The following is a 16425-nucleotide window of genomic DNA, read 5'->3' as shown; positions in this document are numbered from 1 at the left end:
CGGAACACGGAGCACGGAGCACGAAGGAGACGACATGGCCACGGTGGTCGCAGGAGCGGCGGTCTCGCTCGACGGGTACGTCCAGGACGCCGACGGGAGCATCGAGGCGCTCTACTCGGACTTCGAGGAGCTGCGGCGCAGCGCGTACCTGCGGGCGCTCCAGGAGCGGACCGGCGCCGTCCTCATGGGCCGGCGCACGTACGACATGGCTCCGGACCCCGACGGCTACGCGGACGGCTACGAGTTCCAGGTGCCGATCTTCGTCGTCACGCACACGCCCCCGGCCGTCGCCCCCCAGCGCAACGAGCGGCTGTGGGTCACGTTCGTCACGGACGGCGTCGAGTCGGCGGTCCGGCAGGCCCGCGACGCCGCGGGCGAGCGCGACGTGACGTTCATCGGGGGCGCGGACCTGTTCCACCAGCTCCTGGCCGCGGGGCTCGTCGACGAGCTCGCGGTCGAGGTCATGCCGGTCCTGCTCGGGGGCGGCGTGCGCCTGTTCGACGGCGACGCGCCGGCGGTGCTGGAGAAGGTGCGCGTCGAGGAGGTCGGGGCGCGCACCGCGCTGCGCTACCGGATCGTCAGGACGGCCCCGACCGGGCGGGAGTAGGCCCGGCGCGGGGCGCCGTCAGGCGCTCGCCGCCACGACCCGCGCGCCCGCGGCCTCGCCGTGCGGGGCCGCGAGCGCCGCGACCGGGTCGCGCGCGAGGTCGGCGACGGGCAGCCCCGTCTCCCGGCTCAGGGCACGCAGCAGTCCGGCCCGGGAGGCGTACCCGGCGGCACGCGCGGCGGCGTCGAGGTGCGAGCCGCCGCGCAGCCGCGCGATCGCGACGTTGAGGTGCGCCCGCGTGCGCCAGCGGCCGAACGCGAGCCCGGTCTCCTCGACGAAGAGGCGCTGGACGTGCCGCGCGCTCGCGCGCCGCCGTTCGGCGAGCTCGTCGAGCGTCGCGATGCCGCGGCGCGCGTCCTGGGCGACGGCCCGCGCGACCGGGTGCACCGGCAGCCGCAGGACGAAGTAGTCGCCCGCGAGGCCGCGCAGGACGTCCTCGAGGGCGGCGCGGAAGGGAGCGACCTGCGCGGGCGTCGCCGGGGCCGCGCACAGCACCGCCGTGAGGACGGTGGTCAGCGCGGGCACGACGCCGAGACGGTGGACGCGCGCGGGCGGCTCGACCCCCGGGGAGAGCACGGGACCGAGCGCCATCGAGTCGCCGGGAAGGCGCATCGCGTGCGGGACGCGCGGGCCGAGCCAGAGGTTCTCGTGCGTGCGCAGGGTCAGGGGCGTGCCGTCCACGACGAGCTCCGCGGTGCCGGTGACGACATGCACGAGGTGCGGCTCGTCGTGGGCGTGGGTGTCGTGCCCGAGGAAGCGGACGGAGTGCTCGGGGACGACGGCGCCCAGCGCGGTCGGCGTCATGCGCGCTCCTCTCCCCCGGGCCCGGCTGGTCCGGGTCGGTGTGTCGTGTCCGGGACGGGCCGTGTCACGTTCGGACGCGGTTCGTCGCTCAGGTGTGGTTAGCCTAACCTCGCGAGGAGCGCCCCGGTACGCCGTGCGGGCCCCGCGTCCCTGCTGCCGAGTGTGAGGTTCCATGCTGTCGTCACGCCGTCCCGCCCGCCGTCCGCTCACCGCGCTCACCGCGCTGGCCGCGCTCGCCGCCGCGTCGCTCGCCCTGGCGGGCTGCTCCGCCGGGACGACGCCGTCCGGCTCCGGTGCCGAGCCGTCCGGCGGTCCCGGCTCGGCCGCGTCCGAGACCGCCGCCGAGCGGGTCGTGGCGACCGACCAGGGCGACGTCACCGTCCCGACCGACCCGCAGCGCGTCGTCGTGCTCAATCACGCCCTGGCGGGCTACCTGTACGAGCTCGACGTCCCCGTGCTCGCGACGGTGCCCGAGGTGACGGACGACCCGGACCCGAGGTTCTCACCGTTCTGGGAGGACCAGGCCGAGGCGGACGGCACCGAGCTCATCGAGTGGAGCGCCGACGGCTTCAACCTCGAGGCGATCCTCGCCCTGGAGCCCGACCTCATCGTGGGCGGCGGGTGGGGCTTCCCGCTCAAGCAGGCCACCGACGTCTACGACGGCCTGAGCCAGATCGCCCCGACGGTGCTCGTGAGCGGCACCTACACGACGTGGCAGGAGCAGTTCGAGTTCCTCGCCGTCGACGTGTTCGACGACACCGAGCGGTTCGAAGAGCTGACCACGGGGTACGACGAGCGCCTCGCCCAGGTGGGCGAGTCCATCACCGTCCCCGCGGGCGAGACGGCGTTCCTCGCGCTCACGTCCGAGGGCAAGACGTTCGCGCTCAACGAGCGCGAGGGCCTGCCCGCGATCTTCGAGCGGCTCGGGTTCGCGGTCCAGCCGATCCAGGCGCAGACGGGCGCCGAGCCGTACACGCCGGGCGGCGACATGTTCGAGGTGTCGGCCGAGCAGGTGACGTCCGTGGTCACGGCGCCGAACGTGTTCGTCATCGGCTTCAACGGCGCGGAGATCGACGTCGACGCGCTCGCCGCCGACCCGGTGTTCGCGGTCCTGCCGTCGTTCTCCGCGGGCCACGCGCACGAGCTGCCGACGTGGACCATCCGCGGCGACTACCACGAGGCCATGGGGCTCCTCGACGTCGTCGAGGAGCAGTTCTCCTGATGGCCCAGCACCGCCTGCGCACGCACCCGCTGGTGCTGCGACGCGTCGAGGTGGCGCGCGTCGTCGACGTGACGCCCCGCATGCGCCGCGTGACTCTCGCCGGGCCCGAGCTCGGGGCGTTCGAGCGCGACGGCCTGCCGATGCCCGCGTTCGACGCGCCGTGGTTCGACGACCACGTGAAGATCGTCCTCGCGTCCGACGGCGACGTCGCGTCCGCGCTGCCCGTGCAGCGCGCGCACGGGATCGACTGGCCGCCCGCGCCGAACCGGCAGGGTCGCGACTACACGCCGCGCCGCTGGGACGCGGCGGCGGGCGAGCTCGACCTCGACCTCGTGCTGCACGGCGACGGTCCGGCCGCGGCGTGGGCGCAGACGGCGCGCCCGGGCAGCGAGCTGTGTTTCGTCGGGCCCAAGGCGTCGACCGTCTGGCCCGACGACGTCGACTGGGCGCTGCTCGCCGGCGACGAGACGGCGCTGCCCGCGATCGGGCGCTTCCTCGACGAGCGGCCGGTCGACGTCCCCGTCCAGGTCGTCGTGACCATCGGTGCCGAGTCCGCACGGCAGGACCTCGCGCTGCGCGCGGGCGACACCGTGCGGTGGGTCGTCGCGCCGGAGGGCGACCGCGCCGCGCTCGACGAGGCTGTGCGCGCCCTCGAGTGGTGGCCCGGCCAGGTCTACGCGTGGGCGGCGAGCGAGAGCCGCGCGCTCCTGCCGGTGCGGCGCTACCTGACGCGCGAGCGCGCCGTGCCGCACACCCACGTCGACGTCACGGGCTACTGGCACGCCGAGCCGGCGCCCTCCCCCGCACCCGCTCAGGGGCCGGCGGCCGAGGCGGAGCCGCAGCCCACGGGGGTCCCGTCTCCCGTGCCGTGGTTCGCGACCCGCGCCGCGCTGCAGCTCGGCCTGCTCGACGAGCTCGGCGCGGGGCCGCGCGACCTCGCGGCCCTCGCCGGGGCGGCGCACCTCGCGCCGGGCGCGGTGCGCGCCCTCGCGGACGTGCTCGCGGCGTCGGGCGTGGTGACGCTCGACGGCGACACGGTCGCCCTGGGCGACGCGGGCGAGGACCTCCTCGACGACGAGCACGAGCGCGAGGAGTACGTGGGGCTGGAGGCGGACGCGATCCTGGCGCTCGCGGCGCTCGCCCCCGCGCTCCGCGACGGCGTCCCGGCGTGGTCGCGCTCGCGCGGCCGGACGCTGCGCGCCGAGGTCGAGACCGACGCCGCGCGCGCCACGGAGGTCGTCGAGGGCGCCGACGTGCTCCCGTACGTGCTCACGGGACTCGCGACCTGGCCGGTGTGGGCGGACGCGCGGACCGTCGCGCTCGGCGGACCCGGCGCGCTCGTCGTCGCCGACCTGCTCGTCGAGGTTCCCGGCGAGCGCACGACGACGCTCGTCGAGGACGCCGTCCCGCTCGAGGTCCTGCGCGAGCAGGCGGGGTCCGGCACGGCGCACGCCGCGGCCGTGGCCTGGCCGGTCGCCGACGTCGCCGTGTGCGCGCTCGGGGCCGGCCACCGCACCGACGACGAGGTCGTCGACCTCCTCGCCGCGATGCGCGCCGCCGCCCCGCGCGCCGTCCTCGTCGAGGACTTCACGCCCGACGGGCTCAGCCCCCACGCGCGCGAGCACGCGCTGCTCGCCCTGGCCACGACCGGGGCCGCGCCGCGCACGCCCGACGACGTCGCACGCCTCGCCGAGTGCGCGGGCTGGGGCGTCGTCCACCACGAGGCGCTCGGCTGGGGCGTCGAGCGGGTCGAGCTCACGGCCCGCGACGCCTGAGGTCGGTCGTCCTCGTCGGGCGCGTGACCAGCACGAACGGCGCCGAGGCACCGAGGCGTGCCCGCCTCCGGACGGATCACCCGCCTGGAGGAGGAGTCCCTCGACGTCCAGGAGGATGCCGCGAGCGGGGTAATCCGGCTGGTCGCCGCCGCCGTGGAGGCGATCCAGGACGGCACCGCAGCAGCCGCGCGGTCGACCTGCACGCGCGTCTGGGTGCGCACGGGCGGGGGCTGGCGCGTCCTGGCCGCCACGCTCGCTCCCGCGGCCGACCCTGCCTGAACGGGCCCTCGCGTCACCCGCCGGTGAACATGGCGATGGTGAGCGGCGCGCCGACCGCGTCGCACGCGTCGCCGAGGTCGCTCGCGGCGGCGTCCCACTCCGCGGAGCGCACGCCGGTCGGCTCCGCGGAGGCCCCGGAGGCGACCGGAGCGGCCGCCTGCAGCTCGCCGATCGCCGTCTGCACGGCGCTGTCCCCGCCGGAGGGCAGGCGGTCGAGCACGCGGGTCGCCAGCCGGTACCAGCCGTCGTGCTCCTGCGCGTCCATGCGGCCGTCGGCGAGGGCGACGTCGGCGTTCTCCACGATCGTCAGCACGTCGCCGAACGCGGTGCAGAGGTCCGCGTCGTCCGGGGCGCCGCCCTCCGGCGCGACGCCCGGCGAGTCCGCCTGAGCCGCGGCACCGGACGGGGCCGCCTCGACCTCCCCTGCCGAAGCCCCGCCGCCGGCGCTGCAGCCGCCCATCGCCGCAGCGCTCAGCACCACCGCCGAGAGCGCTGCCCACCGTCGTGCTCGCATCCGTGCCTGCTCCCCGATCTCGACATCTGCTGGGTCCGACGTACGGCCGAGAGTCTGCCGCCGTTCCCCCCTCGACGCGAGGGTGACACGCGCGAGCAGGCCCCGCCGCCGAACCCGGGATCGCTCCCCGCCGGACGTCGCGGGTGAGGAGGAAGCCCGGGCTCGTGCGCGCTCGGGATCGTGCCCACGCCTCGCCGACAGGCGGCGCTGATAGCATCGGCACGTGCTCATCGAGGTCGACAGACTCTAGCCGCCGAGCCGTCGGCGGCCCGTCCCAGCGCACCCTCTCGCCCCGGCTCCGTGACGGAGTCTCCGCGGGCGACCCCTCCTGGCTCTCGCCGAGGCCTCGTCGTGCCTGGACCCGCCGCACCGCTCCGCGCCGCCCTGTCCTCCCCCGGCACGACCCTGCCCGCGCCACGCGGGCCCGAGGAGCTCCTCATGTCCACCCTGCACCGCTCCGCGGTGACCCTCACCGACCTCACGTTCGAGTGGCCCGTCGGCACCGTCGCGCTCTCGCACCTCACCGGCACGTTCGGCGTCGGCCGTACGGGCCTCGTCGGCGACAACGGCGCCGGCAAGTCCACCCTCCTGCGCCTGGTCGCGGGCCTGCTCCGACCGACCGCGGGGCGCGTCACGACGACCGGAGACGTCGCCTACCTCCCCCAGACCCTGACCCTCGGCCGGGACGCGAGCGTCGCGCGCCTCCTCGGCGTCGACGGCACGCTCGCCGCGCTGCGCGCGATCGAGTCCGGCGACGTCGACGAGCGGCACTTCGACGCGGTCGGCGACGACTGGGACGTCGAGGCGCGCGCCACGCAGGCGCTCGCCGAGATCGGGCTCGACGGCGTGGGCCTCGACCGGCGCGTGGGCGAGCTGTCCGGCGGAGAGTCGATGCTCGTCGCGATCAGCGGGCTGCGCGTGCGGCGCAGCGCGATCACGCTGCTCGACGAGCCGACGAACAACCTCGACCGCGGCACCCGCGCGCGGCTCGCGGCGCTCGTCGACGACTGGCCCGGGACGCTCGTCGTCGTGAGCCACGACCTCGACCTGCTCGAGCACATGGACGAGACGGCGGAGCTGCACGCCGGCCGCCTCACCACCTTCGGCGGACCGTACAGCGCCTGGCGCGACCGGCTCGAGGCGGACCAGGCCGCCGCGGCGCAGGCCGCGCGGACGGCCGAGCAGACGCTGCGGGCCGAGAAGCGCCAGCGTGTCGAGGCGGAGACCAAGCTCGCGCGCCGCGAGCGGACCGCGCGCACCGCGCAGGCGAACCGCACGGGGTCGCGCATCTCCATGGGGCTGCGCGCGTCCGCCGCGCAGGTGTCCGCGGGCTCGATGCGCCAGGGCCTTGACGCGAAGGTCCAGGCCGCGCAGGACGCGCTCGACGCCGCGGCGGCCCGCGTGCGCGACGACGAGCACGTGCACCTCGTGCTCCCCGACCCGGACGTGCCGCGCGGTCGCCGCCTCGCGGAGCTGCACGGGACGAACGGGACGGTCGTCGTGCAGGGGCCGGAGCGGGTCGCCCTCGTCGGCGCCAACGGGACGGGCAAGACGACGCTGCTGGAGAACCTGCTCGCCGGGCGCGCACCGGAGCCGGGGCGCGCGGGCGGCACGCTGCTCACGGACCGCGTCGGCTACCTGCCCCAGCGCCTGGACGGGCTCGACGACGCCCGCAGCGCGCTCGAGAACGTGCGCGACGGCGCACCCGACGCGGCGCCGGGGACGATCCGCAACCAGCTCGCGCGCCTGCTGCTGCGGGGGTCGAGCGTGGACCGCCCGGTGTCGACGCTGTCGGGCGGCGAACGGTTCCGCGTCTCGCTCGCCCGGCTCCTGCTCGCCGAGCCGCCCGCCCAGCTCCTCGTGCTCGACGAGCCGACGAACAACCTCGACGTGCGCAGCGTCGACCGGCTCGTCGAGGCCCTGTCCGGCTACGCGGGCGCGCTGCTCGTCGTCAGCCACGACGACGGCTTCCTCGCCCGGCTCGGCGTCGACGTCGTGCTCGTCGAGCTGGGCGCGGACGGGACGCTCCACCGCGTCCCCGGACCCGGGCGCTGAGACCCGGCCGGGGCGTCCCGCTCGCCGGGGCGCCCCGGGACCGGCGACGATGGGCCGACAGAGCGTCGGCCGCGCCCGGGAGGTGCACCCGTGGACTGGTACACCGAGCACGTCGTCGACACCGGGCGCGCGCCGGCCCTGTTCGCGCTCGCGGGGTTCGTCGTGACGTTCGTCGTCGTGCGGTCGATCACGCGCCGCATCCGGGCGCGCCGCGAGGCGGGCCCGCCTCCCCCTCCCGGGCCCGGTCCGGCCGCACGGCCCCGGCGTGCCCTGCTGGGCGACGTGTCCGTCGGGGGCGTCCACGTGCACCACCAGGTGTGGGGCATCCTCCTCGTGCTGCTCACGGGGATGCTCGAGTTCCGGTACTCCCCCGGTCACCCGTGGTCGGAGGTGCTCGCCCTCCTGTTCGGGGCGGGCGCGGCGCTCGCGCTCGACGAGTTCGCGCTCTGGTTGTACGTCGACGACGTCTACTGGTCGCAGGAGGGCCAGCGCTCGATCGACGCGATCCTCGTGGGCGGCGCGCTCGGCGGTGCGCTGCTCCTGTCCGCCTCGCCGATCGGGGTCGCGGCCGACGGCTCGCAGGACGGCTGGCTCGCGTACACGGTGACCGTCGTGGTCCACCTCGCGCTCGCGTTCGTGTGCATCCTCAAGGGCAAGCTGGCGACGGGCCTCGTCGGGATCGTCGTCCCGGTCGTGGCGTTCGTCGGGGCGGTCCGCCTCGCCAAGCCGACCTCGCCCTGGGCCCGACGGCGGTACGCGCACCGGCCCCACCGGCGCGCCCGCGCGCAGGCACGGTTCGGTGCGCGGTACCGGGCGCGGTGGGAGCGGGTGCGCACCCTCGTGGGCGGTCGCGCCGACGACGACCCGCCGCAGACGACGTAGCGCGGCCTCAGGCCAGGCCGGGCGCGTCCCGCACGACGGCGGCCATCGCGGCCGTGGCGGCGGCGTCGTCGTCCGCGTACGGCCAGTCCGGGCTCGTGGCGCGCGCGTGGTCGTTGAGCGCGCCCAGCACGTCGAGCGCCCGGGTGCCCACGGCGCGGGCGTGCGGCGTGAGGCCGCCCCGGATCTTGAGCTGGCCGAGCACGATCGCCACCTGCGCCCGCGCCTCCGCCGCGAGCGCCGCCTCGTCGAGCGCGCCGGAGCGGAGCCCGTCGGACGCGGCCTCGCGCCCGGCAGCCCAGACGTCCTCCGGCACCCCGAGGTCCCAGGCCGCGAGGAGGCCGTCGACGAACGCGGGCAGCGCGTCGTCGCGCCCGTCGGCCGCGTACCACTCCTCGAGGTCCCGCAGCGCGTCGTGCCCGGAGTCGTTGCCGAACGGCGAGAAGTCCTCGCCCTCGTCGTAGAACGGCTCGGGCGCGAGAGACACGAACGCCGGGTGGCTCGTCGCGGGTGACAGGCCCTCGTCACGGTCGTCGAGGTAGAGCGTCATGGAGCGACACTAGACCTCTGCCGGCTCAGGCGCGTCAGTCGCGGTTCCATCGTTCGAGCTTGGGCGGGCTGAGCACGACCCAGGCCTCGGAGACCCGGTCCGACCGCACCGCCACGCTCACGACCCCCGTCACGACGCCGTCGTGGCGCACGACGAGGCCGTCCGCGCCGTTCACCGAGCACACCGCGACCTCCACCCCCGGCCCCGGTCCCAGGACCCGGCACAGCGCCCGCGCCGTCTCGTCGCCGCCCTCGGCGGCACCGGGGGTCGCGTCGTCGCTGCCGGCGGCGTCGACCCACAGGGTCGCGGCGGGCGCGACGAGGGCGCGCACGGCGTCGCGGTCACCCTCGCCCGTCGCACGGCGGAGCGCGGCGACGACGCGAGCGTGCTGCGCCCCGGCCTCGTCCGGCCCCCTCGACCCGACTCGCTGCGACATGCCGCGCCTACGCGGAGACGGCCGCGAGCTTGTGCGGGTTCATCATCCACAGCACGCGGTCGATGCCGTCGGCGGTGGCGCGGACCGTGAGCACGGCGAAGAGCTCCCCGTCGCGCGACAGCGTGACGGCCGGGCGGCCGTTGACGTCGGCCGGTTCGACGTCGACGCCCGCCCAGAAGCGCTCGGCGAACGCGTGGTGATACTTCGCGACGCGCGGCCGGCCCACGACCGGGAACTTCGAGGCCCGGACCGCTCCCCCACCGTCGGAGTAGGAGACGACGTCCTCGGCGAAGAGCTGCTCCAGGAGCGCGACGTCACCCGCCTTCGCGGCGGCGACGAACGCGGTGAGCAGGCGCCGCTGGGCCTCCGGGGCGACCGGCGCGCGGCGCTCCTCCCCCAGGTGGCGGCGCGCCCGGCTCACGAGCTGGCGCACGCTCGCCTGCGAGTGCCCGACGATCTCCGCGATCTGCTCGTACGGGTAGTCGAACGCCTCGCGCAGCACGTACGCCGCGCGCTCGGTCGGGGTGAGCTTCTCCAGCAGCATGAGGAGCGCGACCTCGAGCGCCTCGCCCCGCTCGGCCCCGAGCGTCGGGTCGGCGCTCGTGTCGACGGGCTCGGGGAGCCACGGTCCGATGTACGTCTCGCGACGCACGCGCGCAGACTGCGCGACGTTGATCGCGAGCCGCGTCACCGTCGTCGTGAGGAACGCGTCGGGGTTCCGCACCGTGGAGCGGTCGTACGTCTGCCAGCGCACCCATGCGTCCTGGAGCACGTCGTCGGCCTCGGCCGCGCTCCCGAGGATCCGGTACGCGATCCCGAAGAGCCGTCGCCGCGCCGCGCTGAACTGCTGCTCCGCCTGCGCCAGGTCCGTCGCTCGGTCGTCCACGCCCGCCATCCTCGTCGTCCCCCGCATCGTCGGCACCACCGGCCCGTCCGCCCGGCGCTACCGCGCCGTCACCGACCGCTGCCGGCGCCAGTCGGCGAGCCGGGTGCCGCCGACCACCGCGCCGGCTCCCGGGACGAGCGAGTCCTCGGCGAGCGGTGCGCCGAAGTAGCGCGCGTCCGGGTCGGCGACGACCTCGCGCGGGTCGTCGAGCGACGCGAGCGTGGTCCGCACGAGCTCGTCGAGGCGGAACTCCTCAGGACCCGCGACCTCCACGATGCCGCGCACCGGCGTCCCCGTGGCCACGTCCGCCACCGCGACGGCGACGTCGGCGGCGGCGACCGGCCGGAACCGCACCGGTGCGAGGTGCACGACGCCGTCCTGCGTGGCGCCGTCGGTGATCGCCTGGAGGAACTCGAAGAACTGCGTCGCGTGGACGATCGAGTACGGCACCGGCGAGCCCGTGATCAGCTCCTCCTGCGCGATCTTCGCGCGGAAGTACCCGCTCTCGGCCAGGCCCTGGGTGCCCACGACGGAGAGCGCGACATGGTGCCCGACGCCCGCCGTCGCCTCGGCCGCCAGGAGGTTGCCCGTCGAGGTGCGGAAGAAGTCGAGGACCGCCTGGTCCTCGAACGAGGGCGAGTTCGAGACGTCGACGACGACGTCGGCGCCCTCGAGCACCTCGGCGACGCCCTCCCCGGTGAGGGTGTCGACGCCCGATCCGGGCGAGGCGGGGACGGCCTCGTGGCCGCGGTCCCGCAGCACGGTGACGAGCTTCGAGCCGATGAGCCCCGTACCGCCGATCACGACGATCTTCATGGTGTCCTCCTGTCGCTGGGTGAGGCACGTGCCGCCCTGTCACCCCTGTCGACCGGACGCCCCCGCCGCGCGTGACACGTCCCGGCGGCAATCTGCTCGATCCCCGTCCGGGAGGCGTGCCAGGGTGGTGCCCATGGCCGACACCACCGACGTCCGTCCGGACGCCCTCGACCGGGTCGCGTGGCCCGTGGCGACCCCGCGCCTCTCGCTGCGCCGCGCCCGGCCCGACGACGCCGACGCGCTCTTCGCCTACCGCAGCCTGCCCGCGGTGGACCGATGGCTCTCCCGGCGGTTCGTGAGCGTCGAGGAGTGGCGCGTCCACCACGGCGAGCCCGACCGGCTCGCGACGACGCTCGTCGTGGAGCACGACGGCGAGGTCGTGGGCGACCTCTACCTCGCGGTGCGCGACGGCTGGGCGCAGCAGGACGTCGTCGACCGCCCCCGACCGGACGAGGCGGAGATCGGCTGGGCGTTCTCGCCGTCGCACCAGGGACGCGGCTACGCGACGGAGGCCGTCCGCGCCCTGCTGGAGGTGTGCTTCGAGGACCTCGGCCTGCGGCGGGTCGTCGCGAACGCGTTCGCGGACAACGAGCCGTCGTGGCGCCTCATGGAGCGCGTGGGCATGCGGCGCGAGGGCGTGGGCGTGCGGGACTCGCTGCACCGCGACCTCGGCTGGGTCGACGGCGTGACGTACGCGCTGCTGGCCGACGAGCCGCGCGACGGCGCTTGACCCTCACGCGGCGTCAGGGCGCACGCTCGCCGCATGACCGACACGTACCCCGCCTTCGACCTGTCCCCCGTCCCCGCCCCCGGGCCCGACGCCGTCGCCCCCGAGCCGTTCCGCGGCATCTACGGCATGCCGCAGTTCGTCACCGTCCCGACGGCGGACCTCGCCGCGTCCGTCGACCTGTGGACCCGCGGCCTCGGGTTCTTCGACCTCTTCTCCGTCCCGGGCGGCGTCGTGCACCTGCGGCGCTGGGCGTTCCAGGACGTCCTGCTCGTCCCGGGGACGCCCGCGCCCGGGCCGAGCGCGCTCACCGTCAGCTTCTCGTGCGTGCTGTCGCAGCTCGACGGGATCGTCGCCGCGTGCGAGGACGTCTCGCCCGGGAGCACGACCGGTCCCCGCGAGATGCCGTGGGGCTCCGTCGAGGTCGAGGTCCGCACGCCCGAGAACACGCGGGTCGTCATGACCGCGGCGCGACCGTACGACCCCGACAGCGACGCCGCGCGGTTCCTCGACGGCATCGGGATCGAGGCTCCCCGGTCGTGACCGCTGAGACACTGGGACGCGTGACCTCGGACCCCCGGCCTCGTCGCGTCGGCGACGCGCTCACCGTCGGCGACGCGGCGGCCGCGGTCGGTGTCACCGTGCGGACGCTGCACCACTGGGACGCCGTCGGGCTCGTCCGCCCGTCGGCGCGCACCTCGGCGGGCTACCGGCTGTACGCGCCGACCGACGTCGCGCGCCTGCGCCGGGTCGCGGCGTACCGCGAGCTCGACGTCGCGCTCGAGGACATCCCCGAGCTGCTCGACGCGCCCGGGGACGACGCTGTCGATGCCCTGCGCCGCCACCGCGCGCTGCTCGGCGAGCGCATCGCGCGCATGGAGCGGACGGCGCACGCGCTCGACCGGCTCCTCGACGCCCGGGAGCGCGGCCTGCTCCTGACCCCGGCGGAGCAGGTCGCGCTGTTCGGCGAGACGTGGGACCCGGCGTGGCCCGCCGAGGCGCGCGAGCGCTGGGGAGACACCCCGCAGTGGGCGCAGTACGCGGAGCGGTCCGCCGAGCGGTCGCTCGACGACTGGCAGGACCTCGCCCACACCGTCGCCATGCTCGAGGCCGACCTCGCCGCCGCGTGCCGGGACGGCGTCGAGCCGACGTCCGCGCAGGGTCTGGCGCTGGCCGAGCGCCATCGCGCCTCGATCGGCGCGCACTTCGACTGCACCCCGGCCCGGCACGTGTGCCTGGCCCGGCGGTTCGTCGAGGACGAGGGGTTCCGGGCGCACTACGACGGTCTGGCGCCCGGCCTGGCCACGTGGCTCCGCGCCGCGGTCGAGGCGAACGCACGCTCCTGCGGCGTGGACCCCGCGACGGCCACCTGGGACTGACGACGGCGGCACCGGACACGACCCGCCGCCGTCCGCCACGACGCGTGCACGCCGCGCGCCACGCCGCGGCTGCGGCCGGAGCGCCCCGGGCGAGGGGCGCCCCGGCTCCGGGTCAGCGGCTCGCCGCGACGTCGAGCACCCAGGTCACGCCGAACCGGTCGGTGAGCATCCCGTACGCGGGCGCCCAGTCGGACGACGCCAGGGGCGCGACGACGGTCGCCCCGTCCACGAGCGCGTCCCAGTAGCCGCGGACCTCCTCGACGTCGTCGCCACGCACGGAGACGAAGAACGGTGCCTCGCCCGGGCTCCAGGGGCGTCCCGCCGGGACGTCGTACGCCATGACGCGGAACCCGCTCGGCGCGCTGACCTGGCCCCAGACGACGAGGTCGGCCTCGCCCGGGTCCGGGGCCTGGCCCAGGTCGCCGTACGTGGTGAGGACGAGGTCGCCGCCGAACACCGAGCGGTAGTGCTCGAGCGCGGCGCGGGCGTCGCCGCGGAAGTTGAGGTGCGGGGTCGTCTGGACGGACATGGTGTCTCCTTCGGGTCGGTCGTCGGGGCCGCGGGTCGCGGCGCCCGAGCTCCCGGGCTCGCCGCCCGGGCTCATGACGACGACTCTTCCGGCCAATGCGGGCGGATAGCGCCCGCATGGTGCGCGAGCATGGGGGCATGACCGAGACGTCGCGCCGGACCCTCCTCCTGCTCTCGCTCCTCCAGGCGCACCCGGACCGGACGGGCCCCGAGCTCGCGCACCGGCTCGGCGTCGACCCTCGGACCGTGCGCCGCGACGTCGAGCGCCTCCGCGACCTCGGTTACCGCGTCGTCGCGACCCGCGGGCGCGACGGCGGGTACCGCCTCGACGCGGGCGCCGAGCTCCCGCCCCTGCTGTTCGACGACGCGCAGGTCGTCGCGCTGGCGGTGGCGCTGCGGACCGTCGCGACGAGCGGGTCCGGGGACGCGATCGCGGAGGCGTCGGTGCGGGCGCTCGCGACCGTGCGCCAGGTGCTGCCCGCGCGGCTGCGCCACCGGGCCGACGCGGTCGACGTCGTGCCGGTGCCCGCGGGTCCCGGCCGCTCCACGCCCGCCGTCGACCTCGACGTGCTGCTCGCGGTGAGCGCCGCGGTGCGCCGACGCGAGGTGCTGCGCCTCGACTACGCGGCGCCGGGCCCTACGGGTGAGCACGACGGCCGGGCTGCTGCGCCCGCGGCGCCGCGCCGCGTGGAGCCGCACCACGTCGTCGTGCGCGACGGGCGCTGGTACCTCCTCGCGTGGGACCTCGACCGTGACGACTGGCGCACGTTCCGCCTCGACCGGACGACGCCGCGCGTCCCGACCGGGCCGCGCTTCACGCCCCGCGAGGTGCCGGGCGGGGACGCCGGCGCGTTCGTCGCGGCCCGGTTCGCCGGCTCCGGGCGGGCGCCCGCCCCGGGCTGGTCGTGCACGGGGTGGGTCGAGCTCGCCGCGCCCGCGCCCGCCGTCGCGCCGTTCGTCGAGGACGGCACGGTCGAGGCGCTCGGCCCGGACCGGTGCCGGGTCGTCCTGGGCTCGTGGTCGTGGGTCGCGCTCGCCGCCCGCGTCGCGGCGTTCGACGCCGACGTCCTCGCCGCCGGCCCGGACGAGCTCGTCGCGGCGTGCGCGACCGTCGCCGAGCGGCTGGCGCCGCACGACATGACCGCACCCGCGTCGTAGGGTGCGATCCGCTCCCCAGGACGCCGCCGAGTCGCCGACGCGCGCGTCCGTCCTGGTCGACGCGTCAGCGGGCGCGACCCTAGACGGCCAGGCCCTGCGTCCCCACGACCGCGAGCAGGCGGATCCTGTCCTCCGCCTCCGTGCCCGGTGCCGCCGTCAGCACGAGCAGCACCTGCTGCTGGTCCTCCGTCAGCAGCGCCTGGCAGTCGACCTCGATCTCCCCCACGACCGGGTGCACGAGGACCTTGTGGTCGACGAAGCGTCGCGCGACCTCCTGCCGCTCCCAGAGCTCGGCGAACTCGGGGCTCGTGCGCCGCAGCTCGCGCACCAGCCGCCCGGCACGCGAGTCCCGGCCGAGCACCGCGACCGCCGAGCGCAGGCTCGCCACGAGCGCGCGCCCCTGGCGTTCCCTGTCGTCCTCGGGATAGATCGTGCGCGCCGTCTCCGGGTGAGCGAACCACCGGTAGATCTCGCTGCGGTCCCACCCCGTGTACGCCGTCGCGTCGCCGTACAGCGCACGGGCCAGGTCGTTCTGCGCGAGCGTCTCGCCGAGGGGGTTCAGGATCAGCGCCGGGGTGTCGCCCAGCCGGTCGAGCACGCGCTGCAGCGCGGGCGCCACGTGGCCGGGGTCGGTCGCCCGGTCGGGGACCCCGTGCCCGCCGACCCGGAAGAGGTAGTCGCGCTCGTCGTCGGACAGGCGCAGCGCCCGCGCGATCGACGCGAGCATCTGGGTGCTGGGCTGCGGGCCGCGCTGCTGCTCCAGGCGCGTGTAGTAGTCCGTCGACATGAGCGCGAGCTGCGCGACCTCCTCGCGGCGCAGCCCCGGTGCCCGACGGCGCAGCCCCGGCGGGAGGCCGACGTCCCCCGGCTGCAGAGCCTCCCGGTGGCGGCGGAGGAAGTCGGCGAGCGCGGCGCGGTCCATGCGTCCCATCGTCCGGGGCGCGCGGCGCGCGTGCCAGGGATCGCCGGTCCCCCGTTCACCGGACTCTGCCGCGCGCGTCGCCGCGCGCCCAGGATCGAGGCATGGACCTCACGAACAGCACCGTCTTCATCCCCGGCGCGACGAGCGGCATCGGCCTGGCGCTCGCCGTCGCGCTCCACGAGCAGGGCAGCACCGTCGTCGTCGGCGGCCGCCGCACCGCGCTGCTGGAGCAGATCGCGGCCGAGCACCCCGGCATCGACACCGTGCGCGTCGACACGACCGACCCGGAGAGCATCGCCTCCGCCGCGAAGGAGGTGCTCGAGCGGCACCCCGACCTCGACACGCTCGTCGCCATGGCGGGCATCATGCGCGTCGAGGACTGGCACCACCCCGAGGGGTTCCTCGACACCGCCGAGGAGATCGTCACGACGAACGTGCTCGGGCCGATCCGTCTCGTCGGTGCGTTCGTCGAGCACCTGCAGACCCGGCCGCGCGCGACCATCGTCACCGTGTCGTCCGGGCTGGCGTTCGCCCCGCTCGCGGTCACGCCGACGTACGACGCGTCCAAGGCCGCGATCCACATGCTCAGCGAGGCGCTGCGGCTCCAGCTCGCGGACACGAGCGTCGACGTCGTCGAGCTCGTCCCCCCGTCGGTGGCGACCGACCTCATGCCCGGCCAGCGCGAGAGCGCGTTCGCCATGCCGCTCGACGAGTTCGTCGCCGAGGTCGTCGAGCTGCTGCGCACGCAGCCCGACGCGCACGAGATCCTCGTGGAGCGCGTGAAGTTCCTCCGGTACGGCGAGGCCCGCGGCGACTACGACGAGGTCGTGCGCGTGCTCAACGCCTCGGACCCGCACGGCCGCTGAGCCGCGGGACGTCGGGCGCGTG

At 76.1% G+C, this 16425-nt stretch carries 19 protein-coding genes; 11 read left to right on the top strand and 8 right to left on the bottom strand.

Annotated features, from left to right (window positions below; genetic code table 11):
- Positions 1–34 precede the first annotated feature (34 nt).
- A complete protein-coding gene (locus ABRQ22_RS08715; RefSeq protein ID WP_353709246.1) occupies positions 35–607 on the top strand; it encodes a dihydrofolate reductase family protein in 573 nt (190 codons plus the stop codon).
- Between the two features lie 18 nt (positions 608–625).
- On the opposite strand, the gene ABRQ22_RS08710 is transcribed toward ABRQ22_RS08715, so the two are convergent.
- Entirely contained in the window at positions 626–1411 is a 786-nt protein-coding gene (locus ABRQ22_RS08710; protein WP_353709245.1) for a helix-turn-helix domain-containing protein, read from the bottom strand.
- A gap of 172 nt (positions 1412–1583) precedes the next feature.
- Here ABRQ22_RS08710 and ABRQ22_RS08705 point away from each other — a divergent pair, with 172 nt between their 5' ends.
- Genes ABRQ22_RS08705 through ABRQ22_RS08695 form a run of 3 tightly spaced genes read left to right on the top strand, consistent with a single transcriptional unit; the run spans position 1584 to position 4687 of the window.
- Positions 1584–2633, top strand: a complete 1050-nt coding sequence (locus ABRQ22_RS08705) for an ABC transporter substrate-binding protein (protein WP_353709244.1) — start codon at positions 1584–1586, stop codon at positions 2631–2633.
- Complete coding sequence (locus ABRQ22_RS08700; protein ID WP_353709243.1) at positions 2633–4408, top strand: siderophore-interacting protein; 1776 nt, start codon at positions 2633–2635, stop codon at positions 4406–4408. Before ABRQ22_RS08705 ends, ABRQ22_RS08700 begins: the two co-directional genes overlap by 1 nt.
- 57 nt (positions 4409–4465) lie before the next feature.
- Positions 4466–4687, top strand: a complete 222-nt coding sequence (locus tag ABRQ22_RS08695; RefSeq protein WP_353709242.1) for a DUF4440 domain-containing protein — start codon at positions 4466–4468, stop codon at positions 4685–4687.
- 13 nt (positions 4688–4700) lie between these two features.
- On the opposite strand, the gene ABRQ22_RS08690 is transcribed toward ABRQ22_RS08695, so the two are convergent.
- The gene (locus ABRQ22_RS08690) at positions 4701–5201 is read right to left on the bottom strand and encodes a hypothetical protein (protein WP_353709241.1); all 501 of its coding nucleotides are present in this window, start codon (positions 5199–5201) and stop codon (positions 4701–4703) included.
- 438 nt (positions 5202–5639) lie between these two features.
- Here ABRQ22_RS08690 and ABRQ22_RS08685 point away from each other — a divergent pair, with 438 nt between their 5' ends.
- A complete protein-coding gene (locus ABRQ22_RS08685; protein ID WP_353709240.1) occupies positions 5640–7256 on the top strand; it encodes an ATP-binding cassette domain-containing protein in 1617 nt (538 codons plus the stop codon).
- A gap of 90 nt (positions 7257–7346) precedes the next feature.
- Positions 7347–8138 carry a hypothetical protein gene (locus ABRQ22_RS08680; RefSeq protein WP_353709239.1) on the top strand — a complete coding sequence of 264 codons (792 nt, stop codon included), beginning with the start codon at positions 7347–7349 and terminating at the stop codon, positions 8136–8138.
- Between the two features lie 7 nt (positions 8139–8145).
- Here ABRQ22_RS08680 and ABRQ22_RS08675 read toward each other — a convergent pair whose 3' ends face one another.
- Genes ABRQ22_RS08675 through ABRQ22_RS08660 form a run of 4 tightly spaced genes read right to left on the bottom strand, consistent with a single transcriptional unit; the run spans position 8146 to position 10823 of the window.
- Positions 8146–8685 carry a hypothetical protein gene (locus ABRQ22_RS08675; protein ID WP_353709238.1) on the bottom strand — a complete coding sequence of 180 codons (540 nt, stop codon included), beginning with the start codon at positions 8683–8685 and terminating at the stop codon, positions 8146–8148.
- A 34-nt stretch (positions 8686–8719) separates the two neighbouring features.
- Positions 8720–9121 carry a hypothetical protein gene (locus tag ABRQ22_RS08670; RefSeq protein WP_353709237.1) on the bottom strand — a complete coding sequence of 134 codons (402 nt, stop codon included), beginning with the start codon at positions 9119–9121 and terminating at the stop codon, positions 8720–8722.
- Between the two features lie 7 nt (positions 9122–9128).
- On the bottom strand, positions 9129–10007 hold the full coding sequence (locus ABRQ22_RS08665) for an RNA polymerase sigma-70 factor (protein ID WP_353709236.1): 879 nt from the start codon (positions 10005–10007) through the stop codon (positions 9129–9131).
- A 57-nt stretch (positions 10008–10064) separates the two neighbouring features.
- Positions 10065–10823 carry an SDR family oxidoreductase gene (locus ABRQ22_RS08660; protein ID WP_353709235.1) on the bottom strand — a complete coding sequence of 253 codons (759 nt, stop codon included), beginning with the start codon at positions 10821–10823 and terminating at the stop codon, positions 10065–10067.
- A 133-nt stretch (positions 10824–10956) separates the two neighbouring features.
- Between ABRQ22_RS08660 and ABRQ22_RS08655 the strand changes: the two genes are divergently transcribed.
- The 3 genes from ABRQ22_RS08655 to ABRQ22_RS08645 are packed head-to-tail and all read left to right on the top strand — an operon-like array spanning position 10957 to position 12929.
- The gene (locus tag ABRQ22_RS08655; protein ID WP_353709234.1) at positions 10957–11553 is read left to right on the top strand and encodes a GNAT family protein; all 597 of its coding nucleotides are present in this window, start codon (positions 10957–10959) and stop codon (positions 11551–11553) included.
- Positions 11554–11586: 33 nt separating this feature from the next.
- Complete coding sequence (locus tag ABRQ22_RS08650; protein ID WP_253049556.1) at positions 11587–12093, top strand: VOC family protein; 507 nt, start codon at positions 11587–11589, stop codon at positions 12091–12093.
- A gap of 20 nt (positions 12094–12113) precedes the next feature.
- Positions 12114–12929 (top strand): MerR family transcriptional regulator, encoded by an 816-nt coding sequence (locus tag ABRQ22_RS08645; RefSeq protein WP_253049558.1) that lies wholly within the window; start codon positions 12114–12116, stop codon positions 12927–12929.
- Between the two features lie 112 nt (positions 12930–13041).
- On the opposite strand, the gene ABRQ22_RS08640 is transcribed toward ABRQ22_RS08645, so the two are convergent.
- Positions 13042–13458: a VOC family protein gene (locus tag ABRQ22_RS08640; RefSeq protein ID WP_253049561.1), complete on the bottom strand. Its 417-nt coding sequence runs from the start codon at positions 13456–13458 to the stop codon at positions 13042–13044.
- A gap of 137 nt (positions 13459–13595) precedes the next feature.
- On the opposite strand from ABRQ22_RS08640, the gene ABRQ22_RS08635 reads away from it, so the two are divergent.
- Complete coding sequence (locus ABRQ22_RS08635) at positions 13596–14615, top strand: WYL domain-containing protein (protein WP_353709233.1); 1020 nt, start codon at positions 13596–13598, stop codon at positions 14613–14615.
- A gap of 79 nt (positions 14616–14694) precedes the next feature.
- On the opposite strand, the gene ABRQ22_RS08630 is transcribed toward ABRQ22_RS08635, so the two are convergent.
- Positions 14695–15537: a helix-turn-helix transcriptional regulator gene (locus ABRQ22_RS08630; protein WP_353709232.1), complete on the bottom strand. Its 843-nt coding sequence runs from the start codon at positions 15535–15537 to the stop codon at positions 14695–14697.
- Between the two features lie 101 nt (positions 15538–15638).
- Here ABRQ22_RS08630 and ABRQ22_RS08625 point away from each other — a divergent pair, with 101 nt between their 5' ends.
- Positions 15639–16403, top strand: coding sequence for an SDR family NAD(P)-dependent oxidoreductase (locus ABRQ22_RS08625; RefSeq protein ID WP_353709231.1), 765 nt, complete (start codon positions 15639–15641; stop codon positions 16401–16403).
- The last annotated feature ends 22 nt before the right edge of the window (positions 16404–16425 follow it).

This window comes from Cellulosimicrobium sp. ES-005 (genome assembly GCF_040448685.1).
GTDB lineage: Bacteria > Actinomycetota > Actinomycetes > Actinomycetales > Cellulomonadaceae > Cellulosimicrobium > Cellulosimicrobium cellulans_G.
Note: the sequence above shows the minus strand (reverse complement) of the source record. Positions and strands in the feature narration are given on the sequence as shown.

What these genes read in the sequence shown, in the direction of transcription:
- ABRQ22_RS08715 (WP_353709246.1), top strand. Translation starts at nt 35, where the DNA reads ATGGCCACGGTGGTCGCAGGAGCGGCGGTCTCGCTCGACGGGTACGTC.
- ABRQ22_RS08710 (WP_353709245.1), bottom strand. Translation starts at nt 1,411, where the DNA reads ATGACGCCGACCGCGCTGGGCGCCGTCGTCCCCGAGCACTCCGTCCGC.
- ABRQ22_RS08705 (WP_353709244.1), top strand. Translation starts at nt 1,584, where the DNA reads ATGCTGTCGTCACGCCGTCCCGCCCGCCGTCCGCTCACCGCGCTCACC.
- ABRQ22_RS08700 (WP_353709243.1), top strand. Translation starts at nt 2,633, where the DNA reads ATGGCCCAGCACCGCCTGCGCACGCACCCGCTGGTGCTGCGACGCGTC.
- ABRQ22_RS08690 (WP_353709241.1), bottom strand. Translation starts at nt 5,201, where the DNA reads ATGCGAGCACGACGGTGGGCAGCGCTCTCGGCGGTGGTGCTGAGCGCT.
- ABRQ22_RS08685 (WP_353709240.1), top strand. Translation starts at nt 5,640, where the DNA reads ATGTCCACCCTGCACCGCTCCGCGGTGACCCTCACCGACCTCACGTTC.
- ABRQ22_RS08675 (WP_353709238.1), bottom strand. Translation starts at nt 8,685, where the DNA reads ATGACGCTCTACCTCGACGACCGTGACGAGGGCCTGTCACCCGCGACG.
- ABRQ22_RS08670 (WP_353709237.1), bottom strand. Translation starts at nt 9,121, where the DNA reads ATGTCGCAGCGAGTCGGGTCGAGGGGGCCGGACGAGGCCGGGGCGCAG.
- ABRQ22_RS08660 (WP_353709235.1), bottom strand. Translation starts at nt 10,823, where the DNA reads ATGAAGATCGTCGTGATCGGCGGTACGGGGCTCATCGGCTCGAAGCTC.
- ABRQ22_RS08655 (WP_353709234.1), top strand. Translation starts at nt 10,957, where the DNA reads ATGGCCGACACCACCGACGTCCGTCCGGACGCCCTCGACCGGGTCGCG.
- ABRQ22_RS08650 (WP_253049556.1), top strand. Translation starts at nt 11,587, where the DNA reads ATGACCGACACGTACCCCGCCTTCGACCTGTCCCCCGTCCCCGCCCCC.
- ABRQ22_RS08640 (WP_253049561.1), bottom strand. Translation starts at nt 13,458, where the DNA reads ATGTCCGTCCAGACGACCCCGCACCTCAACTTCCGCGGCGACGCCCGC.
- ABRQ22_RS08635 (WP_353709233.1), top strand. Translation starts at nt 13,596, where the DNA reads ATGACCGAGACGTCGCGCCGGACCCTCCTCCTGCTCTCGCTCCTCCAG.
- ABRQ22_RS08630 (WP_353709232.1), bottom strand. Translation starts at nt 15,537, where the DNA reads ATGGACCGCGCCGCGCTCGCCGACTTCCTCCGCCGCCACCGGGAGGCT.
- ABRQ22_RS08625 (WP_353709231.1), top strand. Translation starts at nt 15,639, where the DNA reads ATGGACCTCACGAACAGCACCGTCTTCATCCCCGGCGCGACGAGCGGC.